This window comes from Prevotella sp. P5-92 (genome assembly GCF_002251245.1).
GTDB lineage: Bacteria > Bacteroidota > Bacteroidia > Bacteroidales > Bacteroidaceae > Prevotella.
This window is the reverse complement of the sequence record NZ_NPJG01000082.1, coordinates 119307-136688: the sequence shown is the minus strand read 5'-3', so window position 1 is coordinate 136688 and position 17382 is coordinate 119307. Positions and strand designations below refer to the sequence as shown.

14 protein-coding genes, 1 tRNA gene and 1 pseudogene are annotated in these 17382 nt (G+C 50.7%); 2 read left to right on the top strand and 14 right to left on the bottom strand.

The window, feature by feature from the left end:
* The 5 genes and pseudogenes from CIK99_RS09015 to CIK99_RS08995 form a co-directional block, all read right to left on the bottom strand.
* Positions 1–910, bottom strand: a pseudogene (locus CIK99_RS09015) (YgiQ family radical SAM protein); the annotation flags it as partial.
* Positions 891–1253, bottom strand: a complete 363-nt coding sequence (locus CIK99_RS09010; protein WP_094381192.1) for a hypothetical protein — start codon at positions 1251–1253, stop codon at positions 891–893. The pseudogene CIK99_RS09015 and the gene CIK99_RS09010, both read right to left, overlap by 20 nt.
* A 74-nt stretch (positions 1254–1327) precedes the next feature.
* Positions 1328–3886 carry a fibronectin type III domain-containing protein gene (locus CIK99_RS09005; protein ID WP_094381200.1) on the bottom strand — a complete coding sequence of 853 codons (2559 nt, stop codon included), beginning with the start codon at positions 3884–3886 and terminating at the stop codon, positions 1328–1330.
* Positions 3887–4050: 164 nt separating this feature from the next.
* Entirely contained in the window at positions 4051–4596 is a 546-nt protein-coding gene (locus CIK99_RS09000; protein WP_094381191.1) for a 1-acyl-sn-glycerol-3-phosphate acyltransferase, read from the bottom strand.
* Positions 4597–4609: 13 nt separating this feature from the next.
* On the bottom strand, positions 4610–4882 hold the full coding sequence (locus CIK99_RS08995; protein ID WP_094381190.1) for a hypothetical protein: 273 nt from the start codon (positions 4880–4882) through the stop codon (positions 4610–4612).
* A 232-nt stretch (positions 4883–5114) separates the two neighbouring features.
* Here CIK99_RS08995 and CIK99_RS08990 point away from each other — a divergent pair, with 232 nt between their 5' ends.
* Positions 5115–6758 carry a diphosphate--fructose-6-phosphate 1-phosphotransferase gene (locus tag CIK99_RS08990; RefSeq protein WP_094381189.1) on the top strand — a complete coding sequence of 548 codons (1644 nt, stop codon included), beginning with the start codon at positions 5115–5117 and terminating at the stop codon, positions 6756–6758.
* A 10-nt stretch (positions 6759–6768) separates the two neighbouring features.
* Entirely contained in the window at positions 6769–7623 is an 855-nt protein-coding gene (locus CIK99_RS08985; RefSeq protein ID WP_094381188.1) for a glycoside hydrolase family 25 protein, read from the top strand.
* A 114-nt stretch (positions 7624–7737) separates the two neighbouring features.
* Here CIK99_RS08985 and prmA read toward each other — a convergent pair whose 3' ends face one another.
* The 9 genes from prmA to metH all read right to left on the bottom strand — a co-directional run bounded on the left by prmA (position 7738) and on the right by metH (position 17362).
* Positions 7738–8592 (bottom strand): 50S ribosomal protein L11 methyltransferase, encoded by an 855-nt coding sequence (prmA, locus tag CIK99_RS08980; protein WP_094381187.1) that lies wholly within the window; start codon positions 8590–8592, stop codon positions 7738–7740.
* A 34-nt stretch (positions 8593–8626) separates the two neighbouring features.
* The gene (gene nth, locus CIK99_RS08975; RefSeq protein ID WP_094381186.1) at positions 8627–9265 is read right to left on the bottom strand and encodes an endonuclease III; all 639 of its coding nucleotides are present in this window, start codon (positions 9263–9265) and stop codon (positions 8627–8629) included.
* 180 nt (positions 9266–9445) lie between these two features.
* Positions 9446–9517 (bottom strand) — tRNA-Arg (locus CIK99_RS08970).
* Between the two features lie 208 nt (positions 9518–9725).
* Positions 9726–10184: a peroxiredoxin gene (locus tag CIK99_RS08965; protein ID WP_094381185.1), complete on the bottom strand. Its 459-nt coding sequence runs from the start codon at positions 10182–10184 to the stop codon at positions 9726–9728.
* A gap of 166 nt (positions 10185–10350) precedes the next feature.
* Entirely contained in the window at positions 10351–10818 is a 468-nt protein-coding gene (locus tag CIK99_RS08960; protein WP_094381184.1) for a low molecular weight protein-tyrosine-phosphatase, read from the bottom strand.
* 15 nt (positions 10819–10833) lie between these two features.
* Positions 10834–12372 (bottom strand): replicative DNA helicase, encoded by a 1539-nt coding sequence (dnaB, locus tag CIK99_RS08955; protein WP_094381183.1) that lies wholly within the window; start codon positions 12370–12372, stop codon positions 10834–10836.
* A 37-nt stretch (positions 12373–12409) separates the two neighbouring features.
* Entirely contained in the window at positions 12410–13891 is a 1482-nt protein-coding gene (locus tag CIK99_RS08950; protein ID WP_094381199.1) for a glycoside hydrolase family 10 protein, read from the bottom strand.
* Between the two features lie 19 nt (positions 13892–13910).
* Positions 13911–14540 carry an HAD family phosphatase gene (locus tag CIK99_RS08945; protein WP_094381182.1) on the bottom strand — a complete coding sequence of 210 codons (630 nt, stop codon included), beginning with the start codon at positions 14538–14540 and terminating at the stop codon, positions 13911–13913.
* 50 nt (positions 14541–14590) lie between these two features.
* Positions 14591–17362, bottom strand: a complete 2772-nt coding sequence (gene metH, locus CIK99_RS08940; RefSeq protein WP_094381181.1) for a methionine synthase — start codon at positions 17360–17362, stop codon at positions 14591–14593.
* Between the last annotated feature and the right edge of the window lie 20 nt (positions 17363–17382).

Sequence of the window (17382 nt, the reverse complement as noted above, 5' to 3'; positions counted from 1 at the left end):
TGGGGTGAGGCAGGCGCGTGTAGGGCAGGTCGAAGGAGGCGTCGAGCTCCTCGGTGGTCATGGGCGGGTAGGGCGGATTGACCACTACGGTGTCGTCGCCCACGTCTTGCAGCAGACGCGAGGCGTGCATCTTGTTTGACTCTTCCTCGATATGGCGGTAGTTGTCGGCCTCGGCACGTTTGTCTTGAAGACAGGTCTCGTGACTGTGGAGGCGTATGTCGGCAGTGTCGGCCATATTCCTCAGTGAGCCTTTCCTTGCGAGATAGACGGTCTGGGGAATGTCGGTGATGTCGGCTATGGGAGTGCCCTCGTCGAGACGACGGCATAGTTCGAGCACAGGACGCTCGCCCATGCCGTAGATAATCATGTCGGCATGGCTGTCGCAGAGGATGCAAGGTCGCAGACGGTCTTGCCAATAGTCGTAATGGGTGAGACGGCGCATCGACGCCTCTATGCCGCCCAATACCACAGGCACGTCGGGGTAGAGCTGCTTGAGTATCTGCGTATATACTATGGTGGGATATTCGGGACGCATGTCGTGGCGGCCGTCAGGACTGTAGGCGTCTTCTGAGCGCAGGCGACGGTTGGCGGTGTACTTGTTTACCATAGAGTCCATACACCCCGGAGCGATGCCGAAGAACAGCCGTGGACGGCCGAGTTTCTTGAAGTCGCGGAAGTCGCCGTGCCAGTCTGGCTGCGGCACTATGGCCACACGGAATCCCGCTGCCTCGATGACACGCCCTATGACGGCCGCGCCAAACGACGGGTGGTCAACATAAGCGTCGGCAGAGAAGAGGATCACGTCAACAGAGTCCCAGCGGCGTATCTCCATCTCCTTCTTTGTTGTGGGGAGGAAGTCTGACAGCCGGTATTCCCTCGTTGCCGGCACCTTATTCTGCATCTCCTTCATTGGCGGGTTTTGTGTCGGTTTCGGGCTGGTCGGCAGTGCGTTCGCGTGCGTCGCTCCATTTTATGAAGAGCAGCACGAGCTGTTGCAGACCGAAGGCTTTCATGTTTTTATGATAGATGACGTCAAGACAGAGGTCGAGCAGGTCGTTGTCTTTCAGTGTCTCGGTCTCGAGCATTGAGCGTATGTTGAGCTTGAGCTTGTCGAGCACTGCCTCATCCACAAAGCCATTGCTGTCGATGAGTCCGCGGAAGAGGTGGTATTTCATTATTGTCTCAAGATGCTTCTCCGAGATGTCGATGCTTCTTGTTCCTGACTGGTTTGATTGAATCTTATACGTTTCCATTGTTTATATATTTTTATTATTTATTTCTCATGTGTAATAAACTATGTGAAGTTCATCAAGTGTTACTCCTATTACTACTTTAAGAGGAAATCGACGAAGCCACGCATCAAGGCGTTGCGCTGGTGACCGTCGATGATGCACTCTATGGGAATGCTGAGGGCGAGCACCCGGTAGTCGTCGCCGCTATAGGCAGTGGCTGCGGGCTGTCCGTCGTTGTAGGCCAACGTGGCGAAGGCTGGCGACACTGGTGCGAGTATGTCGGGCGACGTGACTGCATAGTGTGTGGCATTCAGGCTATGATAGAAGTCAAACTCTGTGGACATGCCCTTTACCGTAGGCGATGCCCCGTCGTAGCTGCCTCCGAAGTCGCACTTGATGATGTTGCGGAGGAAGGCACGTTCGGCGACGGTGGTCTGGTCGCTTGCCACAGACGAACCGCTGACGAGCAGCGAGCCGCCACTATTGGCGAAGTCGGCGACTATCTTCATCAGTCGTGGAGTGAAGACGGCATAACGTCCGTCGGCAGTCTTGCGTTGCGCACCGAAGAGGAGGTCGGCAAGGTGAATGCCCGAGAGCGACGCCTTTCCGTTTTCGAGAGCCTGACGCGAACAGCTGACGATGGTATAGTTGCCAGTGGATTGTATGGCGGCGGCGTGGGTACGCACGTAGTTGAAGTCGTTGCCAGCTACAATGCGTCCTTCGAGTTCGCCTGTGCTATATCCAAGTGCCCCTGGACCTTCACCTCCCGCTGCCTTGGTGTTGAACACGGTCTGACGGCCACACCAGCCTATGGTCTTGCCGTAGGTCAGTCCTGCATCGGCGTCGATATCAAAGCCCTTGCCTAAGGGACGATTGACTATCCCGGGCGACGAGAGACGATCGAAGGCATTGACAATCATTATCTTATGTCGCGCATAAGGATTATACACGGCTGAGAGCACCTCGCTGGGGAAGCTACATCCGCCTTTGTTAATAGCAGCCACACGGAAGCTGTAGAGGACGCCAGGTTCGAGATGTATTGCCGTTGACGTGTTGTTGCCCACGACGGTGCCATTGTCGAAGTCGGCACTTCCTGTAGCTGTATATACCACATAGCCCGTGGGGCGGGCAGTGGGTTCGAGAGGGTCGTTGACGGGAGACCACGAGAGGGTGGCAACGCCGTTGTTAGCGTCTATATCCACCGCAAAGTCGGTGGGTGTGAGTGGCGTCACCTGGTAGTCGTCGTTATGTTGTCTTGTCACAAACTTCAGTATGCTCTTATAGAAAGAGCGTGCCATGGTGAAGCGGAAGTCGGGGTCGAGGCCGAGGCGCATGTCGTTGAAGTTCTGATGCGAGAGGGTCTCGATGATGGCCGAAGGCACTTCGGGCAGTCGTGTCTCTGAGTAGTTCTGGTCGCGCAGTTCGCGTATGGGCCATGTTATCCCCTTTGCCGCGAGGTCGGTACTGAGGTTGTCGAGGAGGGTCTGGGCGAAGTCGCGTGAGGCGAGTCGCGAGATGCCGGCATTGAGGCGTCCGTCGTTGAAGCGTGTGGTACATACGGCGAGAGAGCCTATGAGCGACGTGTCGTCGGTGCGGTAGCCTGCATCGCTGTGTACGGCGAGCGACAGTTCGAGAGGCACTCCCAACCCCTCGCGTGAAGGCATATAAACGGAGCCGCCGCCGAGGGTGTTTGTCATCAGCGAGCGCACGTTGATGTCGTCGCTATAGTCGTCGGTGCCCTTTTTGGTGCTGTAGATGTCGTATGGCATGCCTGCCCACTGGGCATAGTAACGGGCACCCTCGAGGCATCGTGGCATGCCGCTTGTGGTGCCGCCTCTCTCGATGTTTCCCATTCCTCCGCCGAAACGGACGGCATCAGCCGTCACCACTCCGCGGTGGGCACTCTGTGAGGTGAGTTCCACACGGTTGTATTCGCTCGACCCCTTGTCGAAGTCGAACGTGCCGAGATACACCCATGTGCCGCCTCCCATCTGCTGGTTGACCTTGAACGTGGTTTTTTCGCCCTTGTGCCAGACGGTGTATGAAGCATCGTCAACGCTCTTCTTCACAGTCTGATAGCTCACATACACGGCATAGCGTCCCTCTTCGGGGAAGTTGGGCTGATAGGAGATGAGGTTATAGCGTTTCTTGCTGCGTGTGGCCTTTGACTGTCGTGCCGTACCGGCAAGGAAGGGGTTCTCGTTGTCGCGATACGAGCCTTGGTGAAAGGCGAAGCCAGGAGTGGGGGTAGGGTGCCACTCGCCACGGGCATTAGCCTCGACATAGGCGGTGCCCTGTCGTGGTGTGTCGTTGTCGATGATGATCTCGTTGGTCTGCCAGTCGCGTTCGCGTGGAGTGAACACCACGGCGCCTGCATTCTCGAGCATCGGTATGAGATAAGGCACCACGATGGTCTGCGTGAAGAGGTCCTCGGTGGTGCAGAAGAGATTGGGGCGCTGCCATTTCCAACGGCCTTTCTTCTGGTCGTAGTAGCGTCCGTGACTCGCCCATAGGGCTATGTGGCGGTTGTAGAGTCCCTTGGTGGTCTTGTATGGCAGCGATGTGTTTTTTACCCATGGCTCGCCGTCGTAGTCTATGCGTTGCCACAGTCCTCTCGATTGCTTCCCTTGGGCGTTGGCTACAAGAGACGTCATTACACCTATTATTATATATAGTAGTTGACGAGTTGACGAGTTGACAAGTGAACGGGTTGACGAATTGATACTTTTGTCGAGTTGTCGAGTCGATGCTGTTGACGAGTTGAAAAGTTTCATGTGTCTTTCTATGTATTTGTGTGTAAAGGAGAGACGACTGAGGGTCAGAGCGCGAAATTCTCGGGAATCTTCCCCTTGAAGTCCTTGAAGTACTCTTTCACCTCTTTCATCTGTTTCTCCACGTCACCGTCGGGAATGATAGTCTTTCGGCATACGATAGCCTTTTTCTCAAAATCCACCCCATAGAGCAAGATAGGCAGGTTTGCCTTCAGGGCAATGAAATAGAAGCCTAACTTCCATTCGGCATTGGCGGAGCGTGTACCCTCGGGGGTGACACAGAGATGGAACGAGTCCATCTTCATTGCCGTCATGGCGAGTTGGTCAGTCATGCTCATGTGTTTCGACCTCCACACGGGTATGCCCCCGAGCTTTCTCATCAGTATGCCCATAGGCCAAAAGAACCACTCTTTTTTCATGAGGAAGTTGCACTTCATGCCTTCCGCCCCTGAATAGAGCTGACCGATGATAAAGTCCCAGTTGCTGGTATGTGGTGCCAAACAGATAATATATTTCTCGGGGTGAGACTCAGTGACGTCTATGGTCCACCCCATGCGACTGTATAACAGCCACCGACAGAATGATTTCCACATAAGAGGCAAGTATTTAGTTAAGATTGCCAATATGGTCGATGATCTCGAGCGTGTCGCTGTTAAACTCCTCGACAAGGTTATGGAAATACTTCTTGGCCGGGATGCCTGGCTCCACCTTTGAGATGCGTCCGATATAGTGTTGGCGAATCTTCAGGATAGAGTTGATGATGGCGAGCACGTTTTCTTCAGCAGGCTTGCTTTCATAGAGAGATACAGCCACTACTTCTGCAGTGAGATCCATGCAGATATTATTGATTACTTTCTTTAAATCTTTTCTCTTTGCCATGATGATTTTTTGTTTTGTTTATAAAGATATTCTGAATTTCGACGTAAAGTTAAGCAAAATATTTGAATTAAGACATAATTGAAATCAAAAAAATATTAAAATCCTACATTTACACCAAAATATTTCTTATTTCTCAACGAAAATTGTTACTTTTGCAAAAGAATTGCCGCATAAAGGCACAAAAATGACGAGAAGTTAGAATTTATTTATATATAAACATTATTTGCTATTTATGGAAAAAAGCGCATTACAGATTGCACGTGCTGCCTACCAGCCAAAGCTGCCAAAGGCTCTGCGCGGTGCGTTGAAGGCCGTCGAAGGCGAGCCTACACAGTCAGTTGCTGACCAGGAAGAGGTGGAGAAGCTCTTCCCAAATACTTACGGCATGCCGTATCTTAAGTTTGAGCCTACTGAAGGCGAGGCAAGCAATGTCGCCATCAACGTGGGTGTGATACTCTCAGGCGGACAGGCTCCTGGAGGACACAACGTCATCTCGGGTCTCTTCGACGGTATCAAAAAGCTCAACCCAAACAACCGTCTCTATGGCTTCATCCTCGGACCTGGTGGTCTCGTTGACCACAACTATATGGAGCTCACTGCCGACATCATCGACGAATACCGCAACACCGGCGGTTTCGACATTATCGGCTCTGGTCGCACAAAGCTCGAGAAGAAAGAGCAGTTTGACAAGGGTCTCGAGATCCTCAAGGCTCTCGACATCAAGGCACTCGTCATCATCGGAGGCGACGACTCAAACACTAACGCATGTGTGCTCGCTGAGTACTACAAAGCTATCGACGCTGGCGTACAGGTGATCGGATGTCCGAAGACCATCGACGGCGACCTAAAGAACTCTGAGATAGAGACCTCGTTCGGTTTCGATACAGCTACAAAGGTTTACTCTGAGGTCATCGGTAACATCATGCGCGACTGCAACTCGGCAAAGAAATACTGGCACTTCATCAAACTGATGGGTCGCTCGGCTTCACACGTCACACTCGAGTGCGCACTGCAGACTCATCCAAACATCACACTCATCGGTGAGGAGGTAGAGGCTAAGAACCAGTCGCTCGACGACGTGGTGACTTACATCGCCGACGCCGTTGCCGACCGTGCCACACGCGGTATGAACTATGGTGTAGTACTTGTACCAGAGGGACTTATCGAGTTTATCCCAGCCATCAAGAAGCTCATCGCCGAACTCAACGACATGCTCGCAGCTAACCAGGCTGACTTCGACATGATCGCCGACGACAAGAAGATCGACTACGTGCTGCAGCACCTCTCTGACGAGAACGCTGCCATCTTCAAGAGCCTGCCTATCTCTGTTTCACGCCAGCTCGCACTGGAGCGCGACCCACACGGCAACGTACAGGTATCGCTCATCGAGACAGAACAGCTCCTCGCCGAAATGGTTGGCAAGAAGCTCGCACAGTGGAAGAAGGACGGACTCTTCAACGGAAAGTTCTCTACACAACACCACTTCTTCGGATATGAGGGACGATGTGCAGCTCCGTCAAACTTCGACGCTGACTACTGCTACTCTCTCGGATTCAACGCTTCGATGCTGATCGCTGCTGGCAAGACCGGCTACATGTCGTCTGTCAAGAACACATCAAAGCCTGTTGACGAGTGGATTGCCGGCGGTATTCCAATCACCATGATGATGAACATGGAGAAGCGTAACGGCGAGATGAAGCCTGTGATCCGCAAGGCCCTCGTAGAACTCGACGGCAAACCATACAAGTACTTCGTGGCTCACCGCACAAGATGGGCACGCGAGACTGAGTTTGTTTATCCTGGACCAATACAGTACTTCGGTCCGTCTGAAGTATGCGACCAGCCTACAAAGACACTTACCCTGGAGCAGGAATAATCAACTCGACATGCCGCAAAGACAACGTAAGAAAATACTCAAATCGACAGTACGCCGGAAAGAACCCGGCGTACTGATTCGTATATTACAAAAACTACCCGGATGGGCTTGGTGGCTCGGCGGTTTTACCGTAGTAGCGCTATACGTTGTCTTTTTCTATTATTTCTTCGTCTCGCCTTTCGGATTCAGATGGCGCGCACTATATGGCGACATATCATATCCTGAAGGATATGAGATTCACGGCATCGACATCAGCCATTACCAAGGCGAGATAGACTGGGAGAAATTGCGCAACCACGGGATGATAGAGAAATGTCCCGTACGCTTTGTGATGATTAAGGCCACAGAAGGTGCCAGCAAACTGGATGACAAATTCAACGACAACTTTTATCAAGCACGCGAATATGGCTTTATAAGAGGAGCTTACCACTTCTGGAGCGTACATTCTTCTGGCAGGGCACAAGCCGAATATTTCATCAAACAAGTAAAACTCGAAGAGGGCGACCTGCCTCCTGTGCTCGACGTGGAGCATAAGGCTAAGTCGCAGACCGACGAAGAGTTTAAGGAGAGCGTGCTCACGTGGCTGAGACTTGTAGAAAAGAAATATGGCGTGAAACCTATCATCTACACTTACTACAAATTCAAGATGCGCTATCTCAGCGACCCCATATTCGACGAATATCCTTATTGGATTGCACATTACTATGTGGAAAAGGTGGAATATCAGGGTAAGTGGAAGTTTTGGCAGCATACTGACTGCGGAAAACTACCAGGCATAAAAGGATATGTGGATTTCGATATTTATAATGGCAGCTATTACGACCTTAAACGACTCACCATCGGAAATACCGAAGAAGAGGAGTAGCCGAGACTTTTCGGACAAACTTTTCAGACAAACTTTTCGGACAAACTTTTCGGACAAACTTTTCGGACAAACTTTTCAGATAAACATAAGACTTTTCAGACTTTTCGTAACGGACTAACCGAAGACGATCATAGTCCAATCTCCATCTGTCACCATGTCTTCGAGGGCAAGGCCTAAGGAACAAGCTTTTTGCTTCAGACTCTCTACGTCATCACGATAGAAACCGCTGAGAATCAGTTTTGCGGCAGGTTTCATCTTAGCCACAAAGCGTGGCATGTCGGCAAGCAGAATGTTTCGGTTTATGTTTGCAACAACCACATCAAATTGTCTTTCCACACCATCAAGCACCGTTGCGTCGCCAAGCAACACGTCGTATCTGTCTTCCACACGATTGATGACGGCATTGTGTCGGGTATTGTCGGCACTCCATTCGTCAATGTCATATCCAGTCACACTCGCAGCTCCACATTTCAAGGCCACGATACCGAGGATGCCTGTGCCACAGCCACAGTCGAGCAGCGAGCAACCAGCAAGTTTGGTGTCGAGCAGACGTCGGACAATCATCCGTGTGGTCTCGTGTGTACCAGTGCCAAAGGCGAGTCGTGCGTCGATCTCTACCGACAATGAAGGTAAGGTCTCCGGCAGATGACGGCCGTCGTGAATCACGCAGCGTCCGTCGATGTCGATAGGGTAGAAGCCTTCCTGTTCCCACTGTTCGTTCCAGTCGCGATATTCCGCCTCGGCGACGGAATATGAGATCTTCGTGTCGTCAAATGGGAAATCCGCAAGCGAGGCCTTCAGCGCATCCTCGTCAAACATATCCATCTGAACATATCCCTTGATACCGTCATCAGTATCTTCAAAAGTTTCAAAACCTGTCTCGCCAGCTATTGCGGCAAGCACGTCACGGACATCTTGAAGTATGTCGGCACGGGTATTAATGGAAAACACTACCTCGAAGTATTTCATCTCTTTATTAATAAAAATATGTTGTGGAAAAATATTATCGTTTCTCGTTGCTCTTGCAGACATGGGCGATAGGACAGCGGTAGCAGTGTGCCTTTCGGGCGGTGCACACGTATCGTCCATGGAGGAGAAGCCAGTGATGGGCGAGTCCCAGCTCTTCTTTCGGGATATAACGACTGAGACGTTGCTCTACCTTCAACGGGGTGTTGTCGCTATCGTTGACCAATCCTATGCGATGACTGACCCGATAAACATGAGTATCTACAGGCATGGCACCTTGTCCGAAAGCCACCGAAAGCATCACGTTGGCTGTCTTGCGTCCTACGCCAGACAGCGTAACGAGTTCGTCGAGAGTCTGCGGCACAACAGAGTCGAAGCGCTCCACTAATTGCCGTGCCATCTCGACAAGATGACGCGACTTAGCATTAGGATAAGACACACTCTTCACAAGGGCGAAGACGTCGTCCTCGGTAGCGTCGGCCAAAGACTGTGGGGTGGGATATTGTCGAAACAGTTCGGGCGTGACCATGTTTACACGCTTGTCTGTACACTGTGCGCTGAGCATAACGGCTACAAGCAAGTGGAATTCACTGTCGAAATCGAGTTCGGTAGTCACGTTAGGCATTTCTTTTCTAAAATGATCAAGAATGATAGTATAGCGTTCTTCTCTCTTCATAGGAAATAATTTAAGAAGTACTAAAAAAATATGTATTTCCGGGAGCTCCGGAATATCCTGAAAGCCTGGAAAACCCGGAATATCCGGAAAACCCGGAATATCCAGAAAGCCCGGAAAACCCGGAAAACCCAGAAAGCCCAGAAAACCCGGAATATCCAGAAAAACCGGAAAACCCTTCAGTACACCCATGGGGAATCGAACCCCAACCAAAGGAACCGGAATCCTTCATTCTATCCATTAAACTATGGGTGCATTATCGGCCTCTAAGCCCTTAGATTTTGCTTAGCGACTGCAAAGGTAGGAATAAATTTCCTATTTTGCAAGGAAAAAGGCGAAAAAACCTTCTTCCTTGCATGTTTTTCTTCCTTTCCTACTTCAAATAGTCAAGTATCTGTTCGGCATGTATCTTCCTTTCCTACTTCAAATAGTCAAGTATCTGTTCGGCATGTATCTTCCTTTCCTACTTCAGATAGTCAAGTATCTGTTCGGCATGTATCTTTGTCTTTATCTCCTTTGGTGTGAAAATCTTTTCTATCACACCTTCTTCGTTGACGAGATACGTAGTACGCAGCGCACCCATATATTTCTTTCCGCACATCGACTTCTCGCCCCAGGCTCCTAACTGTTGGAGTAGGGTGGTGTCGGTATCGGCTATCAGCGGGAAAGGCAGTTCATATTTGTCGATGAATTTCTGATGACTGGCGGCTGAGTCTTTGCTCACACCTATCACTACATATCCCTTTGACTTGAGTTCATCGTAGCGCTCCTTCAAAGAACATGCCTCGGCGGTGCAGCCAGAGGTGTTGTCTTTTGGATATACATACAATACCACCTTTTGTCCAGCAAGGCTATCACGTGTGATCTGTTCGCCCTTCTCGTTCATACCTAGTATCTCGGGCAGCTTTTCTCCAATGTTCATAGTTTCTTGTTGTTTTGTTAATATTGAGTTTAATTGTTTTATTATTAATATAGAGTTACCTTATTTCAAAAAATAAAAATGGAGTTACCTTATTTCTAACAATAAAAATTGAGCTATCTTATTGTCTAATAACAAATATTGAGCTTACCTTATGATTTTTATTATTCTAAGATAATGTGTCAATTATTCCCTCGCATGCGTCTTCGAGCAGTTCGATGACGAGTTCGAAGCCTTTGTCGCCTCCATAGTATGGATCGGGCACGACATCGACATTCTTATGGTTAGAGATATATTGTGCTATCATCTCCACCTTTGCCTTCGACGTGTTGTCGGGTGCCATGGAGGTGATGGTGCGATAGTTTTCGTGGTCCATCACTATGATATGGTCGAAACGGTCGAAGTCCTCCCTTCTTATCTGTCGGGCACGATGGTCGAAGCGGTAACCATGGTCGTGACCGTGACGTCGCATGCGTGAGTCGGGCAACTCGCCCACGTGCCACGGTCCGATGCCACATGAGTCAATTTCAAACATGTGTGACAATCCTCTCTTCTCCACCATGGCTTTCATAATACCGTCGGCGGCAGGAGAGCGACAAATATTTCCGAGACAAACAAATAATAAACGTTGTTTCATTGGTATTGGTGTATGTTAAAACGGCATCGGCCCGTCCATGGGCGGAATGTCGGTTGGGTTATACGGAGGGAAGTCGGCGGCACCTGAGTCGCCACCATTGATTCTCGACCCGACGATTTCGCCTTCGTTGGCTGGCATAGGACGGAGCGAGGAGTCTTCGGGATTCTCAAAGCGGGTGAACTCGCCACGGAAGGTGAGGAGTACGTCGCCCGTGGCACCCTTACGGTGCTTGGCTATGATGATCTGCGCCATACCGTGCAGGTCGCGTCCCTTGTCGTCCTGGAAGATATGATAGTATTCTGGTCGGTGGACGAAGAGCACCATGTCGGCATCCTGCTCGATGGCTCCCGACTCACGGAGGTCGCTCAGCTGTGGTCGTTTTCCTTCAAGACCTTCACGCGACTCCACGCCACGGTTCAGCTGACTGAGTGCGAGGATGGGTATGTCGAGCTCTTTCGCAAGCCCTTTGAGCGATCGGGAGATGGTTGACACCTCTTCCTGTCGTCCGCTAAACTGCATGCCTTGAGCGTTCATGAGCTGGAGATAGTCTATCATGATGAGCTTCACGCCGTGTTCGCGCACCAGTCGTCTTGCCTTTGTTCTCAGTTCGAATACCGACAAGGCAGGAGTGTCGTCAACATATAGCGGAGCACCGATGAGATTGTTGATACGCTTGTCGAGACGATCCCATTCGTCGGGTTTCAGTTGTCCGCTGAGGATCTTCGAACCCTGTATCTCGCAGCAGTTGGAGATAAGACGGTTGACCAGTTGCACGTTGCTCATTTCGAGAGAGAAGAAAGCTGTGGGCACACGGTAGTCGGCGACGATATTCTTTGCCATAGACAAGGCAAACGAGGTCTTTCCCATGGCCGGACGACCTGCGATGATGACGAGGTCAGAGGGTTGCCATCCGCTGGTGATATCATCGAGCTTATGGTAACCTGAAGGCACGCCGGTGAGACCGTCCTTGTTAGCCGCCGCCTTCTGTATCACGTTGATGGCGTTGGTAATGACAGGGTCGATCTGCGTATAGTCTTTCTTCATGTTACGCTGGGAGAGTTCGAAGAGCGAGCCTTCAGCCTCCTGCATGAGGTCGTCCACGTCCACCGTGCCGTCGAAAGCCTTTGTCTCTATGGTGCTGGCAAAGGAGATGAGTTGTCGGGCGAGGAATTTCTGCGCCACGATACGTGCGTGATATTCTATATTGGCTGACGATGCCACCTTAGAGGCGAGTTCGGTGATATATAGCGGTCCGCCTGCTTTCTCAAGATACCCCTTCTTCTCCAATTCGTCGGTGACGGTAAGGATATCCACTGGTTTCTCAGCCATGCTAAGGCTTCTTATCACCTCAAAGATGAGCTGATTACGTTTCTCGTAGAAGCTCTCAGGGCGTAATATCTCGCACACTATGGTATAAGCGTCGCGGTCGATCATCAGCGCACCAAGCACAGCCCTTTCCACGTCGAGGGCTTGTGGCTGGAGATGGGCATAGGTATTATCTACCGGAGCTGGTTTGGGAGTGCGTCGTGATCTGCTTGTACTGTTGTCTGCCATATCTGCAACAATTTGTTTGGATAAATGTTTTGAAATCTTATAGCTTCACCTTTGTCTTCGCAGGTTTACTCTCGTTTTGCATACGGTCGAGAGCAGTCACGGCGTAGGTATATTTCTCACTACCGTTATGATAGGGCAGTTTGTAATAAGTGTCGGTGGTTATTGCCACAATATTGTTGGGATTATAGATGTCGAATCTCTCTCCTTTGGCAATACGATAGACCACATATTTCACAGCCTCGTCTTTCCATCCCTTGCCCTTCGGCGCCGTCCAGAAGAGGATATAGCCGTCCTCTGTCCATACGGGCTTCACCTTTCTTGGCTTCTTCGGAGCCTTGCCGTCGATGAAAGGCATGAGTGGCTGGAGGGCAGGGGTGCGCCAATAGTTGGTTCGCAACAGCGTACCATAGTTACCTACGTTGTCCACCGCAGCCTTTGCATACCACAGCACTGTACCCTGCACGTTGCGATGCTGCTGATGTAGGTTCATCTTTGCTGGAAGCTGATGACTATTGACATTTGAAGGGTCGGTATATTTCACTGTGCGCTCCACGTCCTCGCCTATAAACAGAGGTCGTCCGCCGGCATAACGGCTCCACCAACCTATGAGCTCTTCGTAGTCGGCTGCTGGATGCCCTATCTGCCAATAAATCTGTGGTACACAGTAGTCTATCCACCCGTTGTTAATCCAAAGCAGCACGTCGGCATAGAGGTCGTCGTAGTTCTGCAGGCCGTTAGTATTACTGCCTATAGGCGACGATTTCCTGTTTCTGTAAATGCCGAAAGGCGACACGCCAAATTTCACCCACGGCTTCACGTTGGCTATGGTGTCGTGGAGCTGACGTATGAAGAGGTTGACATTGTAACGTCGCCAGTCGCCAAGGTCTTTTATACCATTTGACATGGTGCGGAACTGCTGTGCGTCGGGGATGGTTTGTCCTGCTGCAGGGTAGGGATAGAAATAGTCGTCGATATGCAGTCCGTCAACGTCATAGCGTCTGAGTATGTCGCCTACGACATTGCATATATACTTGCGGTTTTCTTCCATAGCAGGGTTCATGATAAACTGTCCGTCGTAAGAGAAGACACGCTCGGGATGGCGTATGGCGATATGGTTTGACGCCAACTGTGTGGTGGTCTTTGTCTTCGCACGATAAGGGTTGATCCATGCATGCAGTTCCATGCCACGCTTATGACATTGCTCGATCATCCATTTCAGAGGATCCCAATAAGGACTGGGCGCCTTGCCTTGTGTACCCGTGAGGAAGCGGCTCCATGGCTCCATACTGCTCTCGTAGAGGGCATCGCACTCAGGCCTCACTTGGAAGATGATGGCGTTACAACCATCTTTTTGCAGTTCGTCGAGCTGGTAGCTCAGTGTGCTCTGCATCTTTTGTGTTGACATGCCCTGAAACTGTCCGTTGACGCATTGTATCCATGCGCCACGGAATTCTCTTTTCGACTGTGCCGATGCCATTAAGGCTATGGCAAGCATAAATAATGTTGTCAATCTTCTCATGATTGTTGTCTTTTTCACCTTATGATAATGCTTTAAGTTTCTCTTCAATCTTTCCTGTCCAGTCCTCACCGTTATCCACAAGCAGGGTCTTGATGCCGAGGGCGTCGGCGGCAGCGATGTTTCGTGGACCATCGTCAAGGAAGAGAGTCTCTTCCGGCACGAGAGCTTCGCCTTTGATAACTGCATTGAAGAAGACAGGATCGGGTTTCATAGCACCACATTTATAACTCATATATGCCTCGTCGAGATAATAGCCGAGCGAGTGTCCCTTTCCGTCAAACTCATCGCTCATCACCCACGACATCATATACGGATTGGTGTTTGACAGCAGCACCACACGATAGCCTCTGTCACGTAGTTCATTCATCTTCTGCAGGTTGCGTTCAGGCACGCCACCGCAGTAGCCCATCCAGGCATATCGGCACTCGTTCCACGACAGTTCGCGTCCTACGAGCACACTGAGCTCGCGTCTGAAATCCTCGTCGGTTATCTTTCCTGCTTCGAGGTCGCCGAAGATGCCCTGTTGGGTGTAAGCGTCGAGGCGCTGTTCGGCATCGGCGAGGCCAAGACTTTTAAAGCGCTCGATGGCTTGACGTTGGTCGAGCGTGATGACCACGCCTCCCATATCGAATAGTATTGTCTTAATCATTGTCTAAAAATAATCAAGTACCTCCTTATTAAAAAAAACGTTTATCCTTATTAAAACAAATTAAGTTTATTCTTTCTTGCTTCATCTATCGAGGCCAGTGGTTTCTGCTTTGTCTCGTAGTCGTCGCGCAACTGTTGATAGCGACGCGACAGCGTCTGGTCGAGATTCCTTCCTTCGGTGGTGTTAAGCAGTTGTGCTGCGATGATGGGGTTTTGCGAAGCGTCTTTCATCCACACTACCGGTCCTCCATAGACGGGCGCAATCTTCAGAGCCACATGGAGTTCGCTTGTCGTTGCTCCACCTATCATGATAGGTATATGCAGTCCTGCCTTTTCCATCTCTCGTGCCACGTTGACCATCTCCTCAAGGCTCGGTGTTATCAGTCCGCTGAGACCTATGATGTCGGCCTTCTCTTCTATTGCCTTGCGCACTATTTGTTCGGCGGGAACCATTACGCCCATGTCTATCACCTCGTAGTTGTTGCAAGTCATCACCACATCAACGATGTTCTTTCCAATGTCGTGTACGTCGCCTTTTACCGTGGCAAGCAACACCTTTCCTGCTTTTGCACTTCCTTCGGTCTTCTGTGCCTCAATATGTGGCTGAAGAATGCTCACGGCCTTTTTCATCGTTCGCGCGGTCTTCACCACCTGTGGTAAGAACATCTTTCCACTTCCGAACAGCTCGCCTACGGTATTCATGCCGTTCATCAGCGGTCCTTCGATGATATCCACCGCCCTCTGATATTTTGCGAGAGCCTCTTCGAGGTCGGAGTCAAGATAGTCAGCTATACCTTTTATCAAGGCATATTCGAGACGTCTTTCCAGACATTCTGAGCGCCATTTCTCTACTTGTTGAGATGTGTTGCCCATATTACCCTGCGCATTGGCGTTCTCTGCTTCCGCCTTCTTCCTGTCTGCCTCAGCCTTCAGTTGTTCGGCCAGGTCTATGAGACGGTCGGGCGCATCGTCATGAGTGAAGAGGATAGCATCTTCTATTATCTGTAACTGGTCGGCAGGGATGTCGCTGTAGAGCACCTTCGTTGCTGGGTTGACGATGCCGAAGTCCATGCCGTTGGCAATGGCGTGATACAGGAATACGGCATGCATAGCTTCGCGTATGTAGTTGTTGCCACGGAACGAGAACGAGAGATTGCTGACACCTCCGCTCACGTGTGCTCCGGGAAGATGAGTTCGTATCCAGTTTGTTGCTCTGATAAAGTCACGTGCATAGGCGTTATGCTCTTCCATGCCAGTGGCTATGGCGAGGACATTAGGGTCGAAGATGATGTCGAGCGGGTTCATGCCCACCTTTTCGGTGAGTATGTGGTATGCGCGCTCTGCTATCTCCTTGCGTCGCTCGAACGTAGTGGCTTGACCTTGTTCGTCGAAACACATCACCACGACGGCAGCGCCATATCGCATCACGTCGCGTGCATGGCTAATAAACACCTCTTCTCCTTCTTTGAGCGATATGGAGTTGACGATACATTTTCCCTGTACGCATTTCAGTCCTTCGGTAATCACATCCCAGTTAGACGAGTCGATCATCACAGGCACTCTTGTCACGTCAGGTTCGGCGGCTATGAGGTTGAGAAAGGTCTTCATCTCCTCCTTGGCGTCGAGCAGTCCGTCGTCCATATTGACGTCGATGACCTGTGCACCATCAGCCACCTGTTTTCGTGCAATGCCTATGGCTTCCTCATAGTTTTTCTCTTTAATCAGTCTCAGGAACTTCCTGGAACCAGCCACATTACAGCGTTCGCCGACATTGACAAATCCAAGCTCGGGTGTCACGTCGAGCATGTCGAGTCCTGAGAGACACATGGTGTCCGGGGCGGGTTGTGGCTTGCGAGGGGTCTTTCCTATGGTGAGCGGAATATATCGCGCAATAAACTCGTCGGTAGTGCCGCAACATCCACCTACGATATTCACCAATTGTTCGTCGATGAGTTCGGCAATCTGGGTCGCCATGCTCTCGGCAGTCTCGTCGTAGAGTCCCATGGAGTTGGGCAATCCTGCATTAGGATGTGCGCTGACATACCACGGAGCCTTGCGTGCGAGTTCAGCGATGAAGGGTTTCATCTGTCTTGCTCCAAACGAGCAGTTGAGTCCGATGGAGAAGATGGGGTAGGAGGCTACCGATGCCATGAACGCATCGAGTGTCTGTCCGCTGAGCGTGCGTCCGGCAAGGTCGCTGATGGTGACAGACAGCATGATGGGTAGTTGCTTACCCTTCTTACGCATTGTGGTCAGGGCCGCGTCGGTGGCTGCCTTTGCGTTAAGAGTGTCGAAGATGGTCTCGATGAGTAGGATATCTACACCGCCATCTATCAGTCCGTCGATTTGTTCCTCATACGCTGCATACATCTCGTCGTATGTGACATCACGCTTGGCAGGGTCGCTCACGTCGGGGCTCATAGAACAAGTCTTGTTTGTAGGTCCAATAGAACCAGCCACAAAACGAGGTCTGTCGGCGGTGGAAAACTCGTCGGCCATGCGTCGGGCTATCCTTGCTCCTTCATACGCCATCTCGCGTGCGCAGTCCTCCAGATGATAGTCGGATTGAGATATGCGCTGACTGCTGAAGGTGTTTGTCGATATTATGTCGGCTCCTACAGAGAGATATTTCCTGTGAATGTCCTCCACCACATGCTGACAAGTGATGTTGAGCATGTCGTTGTTGCCCTTCATCTCAGTGGCGGCATCGGCAAATCGTGTTCCTCGGAAATCGTTTTCATCAAGTCTATAACGTTGTATCATGGTTCCCATGGCACCATCGAGCACCACGACACGTTGCTTGACAATATCTTGTAAGTTCATCGTTTCAAGAATATAAGTTT